Source organism: Chelativorans sp. Marseille-P2723 (assembly GCF_902809845.1).
Classification (GTDB): Bacteria; Pseudomonadota; Alphaproteobacteria; order Rhizobiales; family Rhizobiaceae; genus Chelativorans.
This window is the reverse complement of the sequence record NZ_CADDWI010000013.1, coordinates 1,203,797-1,217,741: the sequence shown is the minus strand read 5'-3', so window position 1 is coordinate 1,217,741 and position 13,945 is coordinate 1,203,797. Positions and strand designations below refer to the sequence as shown.

General features: G+C 60.7%; 14 protein-coding genes. 8 read left to right on the top strand and 6 right to left on the bottom strand.

The window, feature by feature from the left end; all coding sequences use genetic code 11:
* Positions 1-131 precede the first annotated feature (131 nt).
* Positions 132-1,676, top strand: a complete 1,545-nt coding sequence (locus HUS57_RS17085; RefSeq protein WP_173935061.1) for a PLP-dependent aminotransferase family protein — start codon at positions 132-134, stop codon at positions 1,674-1,676.
* On the opposite strand, the gene HUS57_RS17080 is transcribed toward HUS57_RS17085, so the two are convergent.
* Positions 1,670-3,472 (bottom strand): IlvD/Edd family dehydratase, encoded by a 1,803-nt coding sequence (locus HUS57_RS17080; protein WP_173935060.1) that lies wholly within the window; start codon positions 3,470-3,472, stop codon positions 1,670-1,672. The two genes, HUS57_RS17085 and HUS57_RS17080, sit on opposite strands and share 7 nt — an antisense overlap.
* Positions 3,473-3,590: 118 nt before the next feature.
* Between HUS57_RS17080 and HUS57_RS17075 the strand changes: the two genes are divergently transcribed.
* Positions 3,591-4,061, top strand: a complete 471-nt coding sequence (locus HUS57_RS17075) for a carbon monoxide dehydrogenase subunit G (RefSeq protein ID WP_173935059.1) — start codon at positions 3,591-3,593, stop codon at positions 4,059-4,061.
* A 38-nt stretch (positions 4,062-4,099) separates the two neighbouring features.
* Here the strand turns inward: HUS57_RS17075 and HUS57_RS17070 are convergent, their stop codons facing one another.
* From HUS57_RS17070 to HUS57_RS17060, 3 genes are all read right to left on the bottom strand, one after another.
* On the bottom strand, positions 4,100-5,248 hold the full coding sequence (locus HUS57_RS17070) for an Mrp/NBP35 family ATP-binding protein (protein WP_173935058.1): 1,149 nt from the start codon (positions 5,246-5,248) through the stop codon (positions 4,100-4,102).
* 166 nt (positions 5,249-5,414) lie between these two features.
* Positions 5,415-6,833 (bottom strand): NADP-dependent phosphogluconate dehydrogenase, encoded by a 1,419-nt coding sequence (gndA, locus tag HUS57_RS17065; RefSeq protein WP_173935057.1) that lies wholly within the window; start codon positions 6,831-6,833, stop codon positions 5,415-5,417.
* A 59-nt stretch (positions 6,834-6,892) separates the two neighbouring features.
* Positions 6,893-7,321 (bottom strand): Fur family transcriptional regulator, encoded by a 429-nt coding sequence (locus tag HUS57_RS17060; RefSeq protein WP_173935056.1) that lies wholly within the window; start codon positions 7,319-7,321, stop codon positions 6,893-6,895.
* A gap of 151 nt (positions 7,322-7,472) precedes the next feature.
* Here HUS57_RS17060 and HUS57_RS17055 point away from each other — a divergent pair, with 151 nt between their 5' ends.
* From HUS57_RS17055 to HUS57_RS17040, 4 genes are all read left to right on the top strand, one after another.
* Positions 7,473-7,709: an Lrp/AsnC ligand binding domain-containing protein gene (locus HUS57_RS17055; protein ID WP_173935055.1), complete on the top strand. Its 237-nt coding sequence runs from the start codon at positions 7,473-7,475 to the stop codon at positions 7,707-7,709.
* A gap of 278 nt (positions 7,710-7,987) precedes the next feature.
* A complete protein-coding gene (locus HUS57_RS17050; RefSeq protein ID WP_173935054.1) occupies positions 7,988-8,488 on the top strand; it encodes a hypothetical protein in 501 nt (166 codons plus the stop codon).
* 105 nt (positions 8,489-8,593) lie between these two features.
* Positions 8,594-8,863 (top strand): acyl carrier protein, encoded by a 270-nt coding sequence (locus HUS57_RS17045; RefSeq protein WP_173935053.1) that lies wholly within the window; start codon positions 8,594-8,596, stop codon positions 8,861-8,863.
* Position 8,864: 1 nt separating this feature from the next.
* Positions 8,865-10,076 carry a beta-ketoacyl-[acyl-carrier-protein] synthase family protein gene (locus HUS57_RS17040; RefSeq protein WP_173935052.1) on the top strand — a complete coding sequence of 404 codons (1,212 nt, stop codon included), beginning with the start codon at positions 8,865-8,867 and terminating at the stop codon, positions 10,074-10,076.
* Positions 10,077-10,123: 47 nt separating this feature from the next.
* On the opposite strand, the gene HUS57_RS17035 is transcribed toward HUS57_RS17040, so the two are convergent.
* Entirely contained in the window at positions 10,124-11,125 is a 1,002-nt protein-coding gene (locus HUS57_RS17035; protein WP_173935051.1) for a D-glycerate dehydrogenase, read from the bottom strand.
* Positions 11,126-11,326: 201 nt separating this feature from the next.
* Between HUS57_RS17035 and HUS57_RS17030 the strand changes: the two genes are divergently transcribed.
* Both HUS57_RS17030 and upp read left to right on the top strand, forming a co-directional pair.
* Positions 11,327-11,875: an SH3 domain-containing protein gene (locus HUS57_RS17030; protein WP_173935248.1), complete on the top strand. Its 549-nt coding sequence runs from the start codon at positions 11,327-11,329 to the stop codon at positions 11,873-11,875.
* 57 nt (positions 11,876-11,932) lie between these two features.
* Positions 11,933-12,562, top strand: a complete 630-nt coding sequence (gene upp / locus HUS57_RS17025) for a uracil phosphoribosyltransferase (protein WP_173935050.1) — start codon at positions 11,933-11,935, stop codon at positions 12,560-12,562.
* 46 nt (positions 12,563-12,608) lie between these two features.
* Here upp and deoA read toward each other — a convergent pair whose 3' ends face one another.
* Entirely contained in the window at positions 12,609-13,934 is a 1,326-nt protein-coding gene (gene deoA / locus HUS57_RS17020; protein WP_173935049.1) for a thymidine phosphorylase, read from the bottom strand.
* Positions 13,935-13,945: the final 11 nt, after the last annotated feature.

The window sequence follows — 13,945 nt, the reverse complement described above, 5'->3', positions numbered from 1 at the left end:
GCGAAAGATCCATGCCTCAACGCCCTCGGTACCGCAAGGTTCGAGCAGCCAGACCGTCGTTGGCTTAAAGCCTTAGTCCAGGCTTGCGGCAAAGTTTCCCCAGCGGTACGCTCACCGGTGAGAGAGGAATCATGCCTGCCAGAAACGACACGGCCCTGTGGACGGGGCTCATCAAGATTTCCCCTGATTCGTCGCAAACCTTGCAGGCACAGATTCGCCAGGCCATTGTCTCGGCAATTCTCGACCGGCAGATTGCCCCTTCCATGCCATTGCCCTCCTGCCGCGTCCTTGCGGACACGCTTGGTGTTGCGCGCGGCACCGTTGTTCTCGCCTTCCAACAACTCGTCGATCAAGGCTTCCTGATTGCGCGGGAACGGCGTGGCCATTTCGTCAATCCGGAAGTGCTTTCCACGCCCCCCAGCGCGCCGCGCAACGCGCGACAGGTGGCGAGGATCGACTGGAAGGCGCGCCGCCAGGTAACAGCAAGCGAGATGCCGGGGGCGCCCAGCAGGAGGAACTGGCTGCATTCCTCGTACCCGTTCGTCTATGGCCAGTTCGACCCTTCCCTTTTTCCCACAGCCGAATGGCGCGAATGCAACCGCATGGCTCTGGCAGTGCTTGAAATTCGCAATTGGGCAGCGGACATGGTCGATCAGGACGATCCTCTCCTTATCGAGCAGATTCAGGCCAGGCTCCTGCCACGGCGCGGCATCTTTGCCAATCCGGACGAGATCATCGTCACGCTTGGCGCCCAGCACGCCATCTACATGCTTTCCACACTGCTCGTGCATCGCGGCTCCCGCGTGGCCATGGAGGATCCGGGCTATCCCGACGCACGTTCGATCTTCCGCCTTACCGGAGCGCAGATCCTGCCTGTGCCCGTGGACGAAGAAGGCATGATGGTGGAAGCCATCCCTAATGATGCGGATTTCGTCTTCGCTACGCCGAACCATCATTGCCCTTCCATGGTCCGCCTCAGCGGCGAGCGCCGCTCAAGGCTGCTTACGCGTGCAGAGGAGAATGACTGGATCGTCATCGAGGACGATTATGACAGTCAGCTTGACGTAGAGGCGCCGGAGGAAGCCCTTAAAGGGTTCGATCATACCGGACGTGTCATCTATGTCGGTTCCATGTCGAAGACGCTGGCGCCTGGTCTGCGGCTGGGCTACATCGTGGCGCCCGCCGAACTGGTGGCAGAACTGAGAGCCTTGCGCCGTCTCATGCTGCGCCATCCGCCCACCAACAACCAGCGCGCCGTTGCGCTCTTTCTTTCCCTCGGACATCACGATGCACTGGTGCGCAGATTGTCGGCCGCTTTCGAAGAGCGAAGGAAGGAACTGCTCGATGCAATCCACCAGTACATGCCAGGATGGCGAGCGACAGATATGACCGGCGGCACGTCCGTCTGGCTCGAAAATCCTTCTGGAGCGGACACGGCGGCACTTGCCAGGGCAGCCCGATCGCGCGGCGTCATAGTGGAGCCGGGGGCGCGTTTCTTCCACGGACCGACCCATCCGCGCACCTACATGCGCCTTGGCATCTCATCCATCCCCCTGCAGCAAATCGCGCCAGGTATCCGTGAGCTTGCCGCCGCGGCCGGACAACTTCCGCTGCCACGTGAACGTCCCTTTCCGGATCTCGCCCGGCCGCTTCCTGAGGGGTGCCAGCCTCAGTGATTGTCGCGTGGTATTCCCTTTTCGCGGGCGATCCGGCGATAGGTGACGGCGGGCTTCAGCACCATTCCGTGCGCAAGATCGTCTACCAGCGAGCGCTGGATTTCCTGCCAAGGTGTCTGGTGCGCCGGAGAGGCATAGCCGCCCCTTGCAACAAGTTCCGCGCGCCGTTCCTCCAGTTCCTCCTCGCTCACGAGCATATCGGCGCGTCCGCTATTGAGATCGACGCGAATGCGGTCGCCCGTTTTCACCAGAGCAAGATTGCCGCCCACTGCAGCCTCAGGCGAAGCATTGAGGATGGAAGGAGACCCGGAAGTTCCTGACTGGCGGCCGTCGCCGATACAGGGCAAGGCTTCGATCCCGTTTTTCAGAACATAGTCCGGCGGACGCATGTTCACCACCTCTGCAGAGCCCGGATAGCCGACCGGCCCCGTGCCGCGCATGACCAGGATGCAGTTCTCATCGACTTCAAGGGCCGGATCGTCGATGCGGGCATGATAATCTTCAGGCCCGTCGAAAACGATCGCCCTTCCCTCAAAAGCGGACGGATCGTCCGGATTGGAAAGGTAACGTTCACGGAATTCCGCAGAGATCACGCTGGTCTTCATGATCGCGCTGTCGAACAGGTTGCCCTTAAGGTTGATAAAGCCAGCGTTTTCCTTAAGCGGCTTGGCAACAGGGCGTATCACATCGGAATCGATTGTCACCGCGCTTTGGCAATTTTCCTTCAGGGTGCGGCCGTTCACCGTCATCGCGTCCGGATGTGGCAGAAGATCCGCCTTCATAAGCTCCGCCACAACGGCAGGTACCCCTCCGGCACGGTGGAAGTCCTCGCCCAGATACTCCCCCGCCGGCTGAAGATTGACGAGCAGCGGTATATGGTGGCCGATCTGCTGCCAGTCATCGTTGTCGAGCGGAATACCCAGATGGCGCGCCAGTGCGTTCAGGTGGATCGGCGCATTTGTCGAGCCGCCAAGCGCCGAATTGACGGCGATAGCGTTCTCGAAAGCTTTACGCGTCATGATGTCCGAAGGCTTCGCATCCTCATGGACCATGCTCACGATACGCCGGCCTGTCTCATAGGCCATCTGCGCACGCTCCCGATAGGGCGCGGGAATGGCAGCCGAACCGGGCAATTGCATTCCCAGCACCTCAGCCAGCGAATTCATCGTGGATGCCGTTCCCATCGTGTTGCAAAAGCCCGCGGAAGGAGCGGAGGCAGCCGTCATCTCGGTGAATTGCTGCTCGGTGATCTCGCCGGCGGCAAGCCTTCGCCGCGCTTCCCAAATCACTGTGCCGGAACCGACGCGCCGCCCGCCATACCAGCCGTTGAGCATGGGGCCTACTGAAAGGGCGATAGCCGGAATGTCCAGCGTTGCCGCGCCCATGAGCAGCGCAGGCGTGGTCTTGTCGCAGCCGATGGTAAGGACAACTCCGTCCAGCGGATAGCCGTAGAGCACTTCCACAAGCGCCAGATAGGTAAGATTGCGGTCGAGCGCCGCCGTGGGCCGCTTCCCTGTCTCCTGAATGGGGTGGCATGGAAACTCGATAGGAATACCTCCGGCATCGCGAATGCCTGCCTTCACCCGCTTGGCCAGTTCGACATGATGGCGGTTGCAGGGCGCAAGATCCGAACCGGTTTGGGCAATCCCGATTACTGGCCTTCCGGACTGCAGCTCCTCACGCGTAAGACCATAGTTGAGATAGCGCTCAAGGTAGAGTTCCGTCATTCCCGGATTGTCGGGATTGTCGAACCATTCCTGCGAACGCAACCGCCTCTTCCCAGCGCCCTGTGTCATCGTGCCGGCCTTTCCTTCTTCCACTCGGCGGATACTGCATCATCGGTTGCTGGCAAGGCAATGGATGGACATGCACCCTTGCCTGGGTTAGCCATGAACTGTTTGAGGGAGGCGCTCTATGGCCATGATGATCGAGGGTGAGGAACGGATACCCGCTCCAGTAGAGGCGGTGTGGCAAGCGCTTAACGATCCGGAAGTGCTGAAGGACTGCATTCCCGGTTGCGAAGCCCTGGAAAAGACATCCGACACCCAATTTGCAGCAACAGTCTCGCTCAAGATCGGGCCGATCAAGGCACGCTTCAACGGAACGGTGGAGCTGACAAATCTCGATCCACCGAACTCCTACACCATTTCCGGCGAAGGCAAGGGTGGCGTAGCCGGCTTTGCAAAGGGAGCCGCCGACGTATCGTTGAAGGCGGTTGGCGGGGAAACCACCATTCTTGCCTATCAGGCCAAGGCCGAGGTTGGCGGCAAGATTGCGCAGCTTGGAAGTCGCCTCGTCCAATCCACCTCAAAGAAGCTCGCGGCGCAGTTCTTCGCAGATTTTAATGCCCGTGTCAGCGGGACAGAAGCCGAGCAGAACGCCTGAACAAGCATCGCTAGACGTTGCCCGCGCATCGTTAGCAGTCATTCGAACACGATGGCGGGCCCCGCAGCGCCTGTCATACGACTGGCCTGAAGTGATTCATGCACCTGAGAAGCGATCCGCCGGTAGGTTCGGGCCTGCGCGCTTTCGGGCGCCCCGACGACAATCGGAGTGCCCGCGTCAGAGGACTCCCGCACATCCATCGTCAGCGGGACTTCGCCCAGGAAGGGCACGCCGAGCCGCTCTGCCTCCGCACGCGCGCCCCCATGGCCGAAAATGTCATAGCGCTTGCCTGTGTCGGGCGCGATGAAATAGCTCATGTTCTCGACGATCCCCAGCACCGGCACCTCGACGCGGCGGAACATGTTGAGCCCCTTTCGCGCATCGATCAGTGCCAGATCCTGCGGCGTAGAGACAATCACCGCGCCCGCGAGAGGCACCTGCTGCGCCATGGTTAGCTGCGCATCGCCCGTTCCCGGCGGCATGTCGACCACCATGACGTCGAGCGGTCCCCATTGCACGTCGCGGAGCAATTGACGCAGCGCCGACATGACCATCGGCCCGCGCCAGATCATCGGGGTTTCCTCTTCCACGAGAAAGCCGATGGACATGACCTGAAGCCCGAACGCTTCCATAGGCTTCAGTTTCTTGCCCTCCGTCATCTCCGGCTTGCCCTTGATGCCAAGAAGCCGTGGCACGGAGGGACCGTAAATATCGGCGTCGAGAAGGCCGACCTTCAATCCAAGGGCTGCCAGACCGAGCGCAAGGTTTGCCGCAGTCGTTGACTTGCCAACACCGCCCTTGCCGCTGGCCACGGCGATGATGGCATCGACCCCGGGCACACCCGCCTTTGCCGGATGGGATCCTTGTGGCACTGCGGGCGGACGGGCTTGAACTTGCGGCGGGCGCTGGGGCGGTGCCGGGGGCGAGCCCATCCCCCCCCGCCGCTCCGCCGTGAGCGCGACGACCGCGCCTTTGACGCCAGGCAGTTCCTTTACCGCCCGCTCGGCAGCCTCGCGTAGCGGCTCCAGTTCCTGCGCCCGCGAAGCAGGCACCGTAATAGAGAAAAAAACCTTGCCGCCGGCAATGAAAATTTCCGAAACGAGGCCAAGCGAGATGATGTCCCCTTCTAGATCAGGCCCCTTGATGGAGCTGAGCCTGTCGATGACTTGCTGACGGGTGACGGTCATTTTCGCCTCGGGGAGTTTTCGCGCTTCTCACATAATGCAGGTGCCTGCACGAACCAAGCCTGAGCCCTGCGGCTTGGCGTCCTATTGGGCAGGAACGGCTGCGGCGCGCCACGCCCATGCAGGAATGCTAGCCATCAATGGTGCAGATGGCAGCGTCGAATGAGCCCTAAACGTCCCTGACCCATTCGCCGTGATGCGTCCCCGCGCGATCGATCCGCTCGAACCCATGGGCGCCAAAGTAGTCGCGTTGCGCCTGAATAAGGTTGGCGGTGCCGCGAGCGCGGCGGAACGTATCGAAATGGGCAAGCGCGGAGGAAAGTGCTGGAACCGCGATTCCTGCCCTGGCGCTCTGCGCCACGACCTCCCTGAGATGCGGATGCGTAGTTTCCATCAGCGCGGCAAAGGCCGGCGTCAGCAGCAGGTCTTCGGTCTCCGGTGCGGCGTCGTATGCCGCCGCAATCTCGCCCAGGAATTGCGAGCGGATGATGCAGCCAGCCCGCCATATGCGCGCGATGGTTCCAAGCGGCAGATTCCATCCGAATTCCCGCGAGGCCCCCGCCATGACGGCGAAGCCCTGAGCATAGGCCACCACCTTGCCCGCAAGCAGCGCCTGTTCGAGAATTGCCAACCTTTGCTCGTCCACAGGGTCTGCCGCAGGCGCCGGCACACCAAACCTTGCCTCCCCAATCTCACGCTCGTGCTTTATAGCCGAAAGGCTGCGCGCGGCGACCGCTGCCTCGATGGCCGTTGCAGGGATCCCGAGAGTCTGCGCCTCAATAGCCGACCAGCGCCCGGTGCCCTTCTGGCCAGCGCTGTCGAGGATCACGTCGACAAGCGGCTTGCCCGTGGATGTATCGCGAGCCGCCAGCACCTCGGCCGTGATCTCGATCAGGTAGGAATTCAGCCGACCCTCATTCCATTTCGCAAAAATGGGCGCAATGTCACCTGCGGCGAGCCCGTGCCCATCGCGCAGAACGCCATATACTTCTGCGATCATCTGCATGTCGGCATATTCGATGCCATTATGGATGGTCTTGACGAAATGCCCGGCGCCATCGGGGCCGAGCCACGCCGCGCACGCCTCGTCGCCATAACGGGCGGCAATGGCGTTGAGGATGGGCTCGACAGTTCGGTATGCATCCTGCGCTCCCCCGATCATGATCGAGGGTCCGTGCCGCGCTCCCTCCTCACCGCCCGAAACACCTATTCCGAGAAAGCGGGGACCGTCTCCCATCAGGGTCTCCATGCGCCGCCTCGTGTCGCGGAAATTGGCATTTCCAGCATCGATGATAATGTCGTCTCTGTCGAGGAGCGGGCGCAGCGCCGCAATCTGCTCGTCGACCGCCCGCCCTGCCGGCACCATCAGGATAACCGGCCGCGGACGCTCGATCGCACCCGCAAGCGCTTCAAGAGTCTCACACGCCACAATGTTGCTCGCAAGCGGCCCTGCTTCCGCAACGAACTCTTGCGTCCGCGCCAACGTTCGATTGAAGACGGCGACGCGAAATCCCTTCTCGGCGATGTTAAGGGCCAGATTGGCACCCATTACGCCAAGGCCAATCAGTCCAATGTCGGCTTTCTTCATGGAAGGCATCCATCTTCTTGGACGCGCAACGCGCGCCGCTTGCGATTCGTTTCGCCGCATCAGCGCCGGCGGCGCTTCCTGCCATAAAGCTCCAGGCGGTGATGAACGATATCATAGCCTAGCGACCGGGCGATTTCCTCCTGTAAAGCCTCGATCTTGCTGGAATGAAATTCAATCACATCGCCCGTGTCGATGTCGATGAGATGATCGTGATGGCCGCTTGCCTTCTCAAAACGCGCACGGCCGCCCTCAAATTCGTGCCGGTGGATGGCGCCCATCTCCTCCAGCAGCTTCATTGTGCGATAGACCGTAGAAAGCGAAATGCTCGGATCGACCTGCGATGCGCGTTTGAAGATCTCCATTGCGTCCGGATGGCTCTCCGTCTCCGACAGGATACGCAGTATCACACTGCGCTGCCGGGTGATGCGTACACCGGCCCTCCGCAGCCTTTCTTCGTAGCCGGACTTGTCTCGTCGTGCTTCCGCCATTACGGGACTATGCGTCAGTTCCTATTATCTTGATAGTCGGTCAGCCATAGCCGCAGCCGACGCACCCGTTCAAGGGCCATTCCCGCAGTTGACAGAAACCTGTTATGAACCGACCCTCGGAGCTAGTCTGATAAAGCCTTGGATTGCCGCCATGAGACCCGTTTTCATACAGTTGCGCTGCCAGCCTGGTAAGACCTACGAGGTTGCCGACGAGATCTACAGGCGTGAGGTCGCTTCCGAACTCTACTCCACCAGCGGCGAATACGACCTCCTGCTGAAGGTCTATATCGAAGATGGCGTGGATGTGGGCAAGTTCATCAACGAGAAAATTGCCAACGTCCCTGGAGTTGTACGCTCCTTGACCACGCTCACCTTCAAGGCGTTCTGACGCTTGGCCTTGCGCTCGATCAGGATAGCTCCCAGTATGTTTGGCCGTCCCTGCATCATTCGCGAAGAGTTCCCGATTAATGCAGTTCTGCCGTGCATCCGCGCCGGAGGAATGGCAGGTGATGCGGCGTATCGAACAAGGTCCCTCACCTCCGTTTATTCGCTATGGTGGGGCGCAAAAAACCATTCAGCGCGGTCGCTTGTATCGCGCTCCGATGGAACACCACCATGAATTCGGACATTGCAGTCCGTTCTACCCACACCCAGGAGAACAGTTTAATGTTTGCAACGCATGTCTGCCGCCCCGTCTTTCGCCCTGTCATGAAAGGGAATTCGGTGGCCGCAGCCGCGCTTTTCTTCCTCCTTGTGCCGCTCGTCCACCATCCGCTTCTAGCTCAGGGCCTTGACCGGGAAGAGGCAATCGACGCGATCGTGGGCTCGGACGTAAAGACGGAAGAGACGACGAAGGAAGCGCAAATCGAGCGTGTCGTGGCCGCTCTCAGGAACACGCGCGAGAGTGCAGAACTGGTCCGCAAGACTTTCAATCTCGATACGCTGGAGATCGTGTACCTGCCCGATCTGGGAGAAGAGAATGGCGTGATCGAACAAGCGATCATGGAACAGGAAGATCAAATCCAGACGCTGCACGAATCCATCGAGGGAAGCGCCATGTTCTATCACGCTATAGATTCGCGTTCGATCCTGCTGCGCGATATCGTGGCTGTCGAGTTTGCGGACAACAATACCGTCACCATCTTCGTCAAAGGTGAAGCGCAATAAGCAACCCGAGGGTTGCCGCGGATGCCATATTGCAGTCTTATGACTTCTTAGGGATGTGAATCCATTCGATTGCCCGGATGGACAGGAACCTGCGAGAGGTCTGGCGTGGAAAACGTACAAGAGACGGACGCCATCGGCGAGAAGATACTGGCGAAGATCCGGGAACATGCCGAAGGCGACGCGTCCGGCATCAAACTGTCCACCCCCCTCGATGAACTCGGCATCCATTCGCTCGAATTGACAGAGATCATATTCGATCTTGAAGAGGAATTTGCCATCGAAATCGAGATGAACACCAGCCAGGCGTGGGAGAACCTGGAGACGGTGCAGGATATCGTCGCAGCTGTGCGCAACCTTTTGGACATCAAGGGTTGATATGGGAAGCCGCGTCGTCGTTACCGGCCTCGGCGGGATTTGTGCGCTGGGCTCGGATGTGGATTCTATCTGGCGGGCGATGTGCGCCGGGAGATCGGCGATAGGCCCGATTGCCACCGCTGAGTTGCACGACGTGAAGGTGAGGATCGGGGCGGAGATCAAGTCTCTGCCCCAGCATGGGCTCGCGTCCAAGCGGCTCGTTACCATGGACCGCAACAGCCTTCTGGCAGTCATTGCCGCAGGCGAAGCTCTGAAGCATTCGGGACTGCAGATCGCTGGGGAGGCTGCGCACCGCGCCGGAGCCGTCATCGGCGTCGGTGTGTGCGGCTGGTACGCCATCGAGGAAAGCTATCGCGCAATTCTTCTGGAGAAAAAGAGCCGCGTCGGCATTTTCACGGTGCCGCGCGTCATGCCCGGCGCCGCCGCTGGACAGGTCAGCATGGAATATGGGTTGAAGGGTCCAGTCATGGGTGCCACTTCAGCGTGCTCTTCATCCAATCATGCGGTAGCGCTTGCGGTCGACCAACTTCGCCTTGGGCGAGCCGATGTCATGCTGGCAGGCGGCGCCGACGCGCCGCTGATCTATGGCATTATGAAGGCCTGGGAAGCGCTGCGTGTTCTTGCACCCGATACCTGCCGGCCTTTTTCAGCCGACAGGCAGGGGCTCGTGCTTGGCGAAGGCGCCGGTGTCGTGGTTCTGGAGACGCTGGAGCACGCCGAGGCGCGCGGGGCAACGATTTTGGCGGAGTTGGCCGGCGTGGGCATGTCGGCCGACGCCTCCGACATTGTCGCACCGACGCTAGAAGGACCAGTGGCCGCCATCAGGGCCTGTCTTGACGAGGCAGGTCTGGCGCCTGAAGAAATCGACTATGTAAATGCCCACGGCACTGGCACAAAGGCGAACGACCGTCTGGAAACCGAGGCGCTGAAGCACGTTTTCGGGCAACATGCGCAAAAGCTTTCCGTCTCGTCGACCAAGTCGATGCACGGCCATTGCCTCGGCGCATCGGGCGCCATAGAACTGATCGCGTGCATCCAAGCCGTTCGGAACGGGATCGTCCCACCCACCGCCAGCTTTCGCGAGGCGGATTCCGAATGTGACCTGGACGTTACGCCCAATAGGGCCCACCGACGCACGGTCGGGGCCGCCATCAGCAACAGTTTCGCCTTCGGCGGTACGAATGCAGTCGTTGCGGTGCGGGGAATGCCGTAAGAGCAAGCCTGCTCGCTCTGCTCCATCAGACGCTGGCGGCTATTCCCTCAACTCATGCGCGGCAGCACCCGGTCGGGCGGACGATGGCCGTCGAATAGGGTGCGAATATTGATAATCACCTTTTCGCCCATGTCGATGCGGCCCTCGATGGTGGCCGAACCCATATGCGGCAGGATCACGACCTTCCCCTGATTTGCCAGCTTGACGAGCCTCTTGTTGATCGACGGCTCGTACTCGAAAACGTCGAGGCCGGCACCGGCAAGCTTGCCTTGTTCGATCATCGTAATGAGGGCGTCCTCGTCAACGATATCGCCGCGAGCTGTGTTGACCAGATAGGCCGAAGGCAACATCAGCGCCAGGCGGCGCGCCGACAGCAGATGGAATGTTGCCGGGGTAGAGGGACAGTTGATGGAGATGATGTCCATACGGGCCAGCATCTGGTCGAGGCTATCCCAATAGGTGGCCTCCAGTTCGTCTTCGATCATCGGCGCTACGCGGCGTCGATTGTGGTAGTGGATGGAAATTCCGAAAGCCTTTGCCCGGCGCGCCACGGCGGTGCCGATCCTGCCCATGCCGACTATGCCAAGCCGTTTTCCCCAGATGCGCCGCCCTAGCATCCATGTCGGAGACCAGCCTACCCACTTGCCGTCGTTTTGCAGCAGTGCCGCCCCTTCCGTCAGCCGGCGCGGCACGGCCAGCATCAGCGCCATGGTCATGTCCGCCGTGTCTTCGGTGAGCACATTAGGCGTATTGGTGACGGTAATGCCGCGCGCGGCCGCTGCAGGAACGTCGATATGGTCTACCCCATTACCATAATTCGCGATGAGCCGCAGCCGCTCGCCCGCCTGTGCAATAAGCTCGGCATCGATCCGGTCGGTTATGGTCGGCACCACAACGTCAGCTTCCTTGACGGCATCAGCCAGTTCCTCCCGGCTCATCGGCCGGTCGTCGACATTGAGCCGCGCGTCGAAAAGCTCCCGCATGCGCGTTTCGACCTGATCCGGAAGCTTCCGGGTGATGACGACGAGAGGCTTCTTTCGTCCTGTCATGAATATACGATACCTCCCAACGTTGAGGCCTCATTAACCAAAACGGACGATATTGAAAAGAAGCCGTCCGGCTTTGCCACTTCGCGACCGATGTCTAGCATCAGGCGCGGCGAAGACAAAGCGAAAGACCGTTGGTTCAGAGTAGGTAACATGGGTTTGCAGCAAAATTCTTCTCAAGCGGTGCGCTGGCGCGTCGCTGGAATGCGCCACCTGATGATGCTCTTCGCCGCGGCACTCCTCATAACAAGCTTACCCTCCGTTTCCCTTGCCCAGTCAAGTGGCAGCAATGGGGGGCATACCCTGAAACGGGGTCCGAGCGGCCTGCCCTTACCCCGTTTTGTCAGCCTCAAATCCGGCCGCGTTAACATGCGCGTCGGGCCGGGCACGCAATATGCGGTGGAATGGCTTTATCTGAAGCCGGGCCTGCCGATGGAGATCATCCAGGAGTATGACAATTGGCGCCGGGTTCGCGACGCAGAGGGAGCCGAGGGCTGGATCAACCAGTCGCTGCTTTCCGGGCGCCGCACCGGCATCGCCGGCCCCTGGTTCAAAGGAAAGAAGGCATCCCTTCCCCTTTTTTCCAAGCCAAGCGAAAACGCGCGCATAGTTGCCCAGGTCGAACCCGGCGCACTCGGTGACGTTGATACGTGCAACGGAGAATGGTGCCGTATGACTTTCGCCGGACACACTGGCTGGATTGCGCAAGAATCCGTCTGGGGCGTTTATCAGGGTGAGAAGCTTGCCAATTAGGCGCGTCCTCACGCCTGCCTTGCGCTATCGAGCAGAGAGATTTCGCGGGAGAAGCATATGCAGGGCATAACCATTGTCGATCACCCGCTTGTCCAGCACAAGCTTACCATTATGCGCGATAAGAACACCTCGACGGCTGGCTTCCGGCAGCTCCTGCGCGAGATCTCCCTTCTCCTATGCTATGAGGTGACGCGCGATCTGGAACTTACCACGCGCGTCATCGAAACGCCGCTCACCACGATGGAAGCGCCGACACTGGAGGGCAAGAAGCTGGTCTTTGCTTCGGTCCTGCGGGCTGGCAACGGGTTGCTAGACGGAATGCTGGACCTTGTTCCCGCCGCTCGTGTTGCGCATATCGGGCTTTATCGCGATCCCGACACGCTTGAGGCGATCGAATATTTCTTCAAGGCACCGAGCGATCTGGGGGATCGCCTCGTCATCGTTGTCGACCCAATGCTTGCAACGGCAAACTCGGCTGTGGCAGCAGTCGACAAGCTGAAGGAACGGGGCGCCACCAGCCTGAGCTTCCTCTGTCTTCTGGCGGCGCCGGAGGGAATCGCGCATTTCCGGAACACTCATCCCGACGTCCCCATATTTACCGCCGCCATCGACGAGCGGCTCGACGAGCGTGGCTACATAGTACCCGGCCTCGGCGATGCGGGCGACCGCATGTATGGCACGAAGTAGCGCTCTGACAGCAGGTTAAAACCGCTTCCAATGCGAAACCGCTGCTTCAGGAGGCTTCGGCCGTGATCTTTTTCAGCACCGGCTCTTGTAGTTGCGGACGGCCCTCCACGATTTCATAAGCCCGTCGGACGTTCTCCGCCGCGTTTTCTGCGTCCCCCTCGCTGCGCGCATGGACGATAGCGAGCGGTTCGCCCCGCCGCACCTGTGTTCCGACCGGCAGTAGACGGGTAAGTCCAACGGCGTGGTCCACCGCATCCTCCGGCTTGCGCCGCCCGCCGCCGAGCTCAACCACGGCGAGCCCGAGCCCGCGTGTGTCTATCCGTCCGACGTAACCTTCCATCGCTGCGTAAACGGGCACCTGTAGGGGCGCGCTCGGCAGGTATTTCTTTGCCTTATCAATGAAGTCTGCCGGTCCTCCAAGCGCCCTCACCATCCGGCCAAAGCGCTCCGCCGCCTCGCCGCCATCGAGTACACGCCGCGCTATATCCAACGCCTGATCCGCATCCTGGGCAAGGCCGGATTTTACAAGCATCTCCGACGCAAGAGCCAGCGTCACTTTCTCCAACCGCTGATCGCGTGACTTGCCAGTGAGGAAATCGGCCGCGTTAAGTAGCTCCACCGCGTTCCCGGCCGCCGTGGCCAACGGCTCGTTCATGTCTGTGATGAGGGCGCTCGCTGAAAGGCCTGCACCTTCTGCGACCTCGACGAGGCTTTTCGCAAGTGCCTCGGCATCCCGCCTTGTAGCCATGAAGGCGCCGTTCCCCGACTTGACGTCCAGCACCAGGGACTGCAGCCCCGCCGCAAGCTTCTTGGACAGGATCGAGGCTGTAATGAGCGGGATCGATTCCACCGTCGCGGTCACGTCACGCACAGCATAAAGGCGGCGGTCGGCAGGCGCGAGATCGCTTGTCTGGCCGATGATAGCGCAGCCTGCCGTGCGCAGGGCCTGTTCAAAATCCTCCTGGGAGGGCTGGCTGCGATAACCTGCTATAGACTCCATCTTGTCGAGCGTGCCGCCGGTATGCCCGAGTCCCCGGCCGGAGATCATCGGCACATAAGCACCGGCCGCAGCTACGATCGGTGCCAACATCAGCGAGACATTGTCGCCCACGCCCCCGGTCGAGTGCTTGTCCGTGACGGGTCCCGGAAGCGCCGCCCAATCAAGCACCTTGCCTGAATCTCGCATGGCCAGTGTCAACGCCACCGTCTCTGTCCGGTCCATGCCGTTGAGGAATATGGCCATTGCCAGCGATGCGACCTGCCCCTCGCTCCAGCTTCCGGAGGCAAGGCCCTCGGCGAACTCGGCAATGTCTTCCGGCGAAAGCCGCCTGCCGTCCCGCTTGCGGCGGATGATCTCCTGCGGAAGAGTCATAGCGACCAATT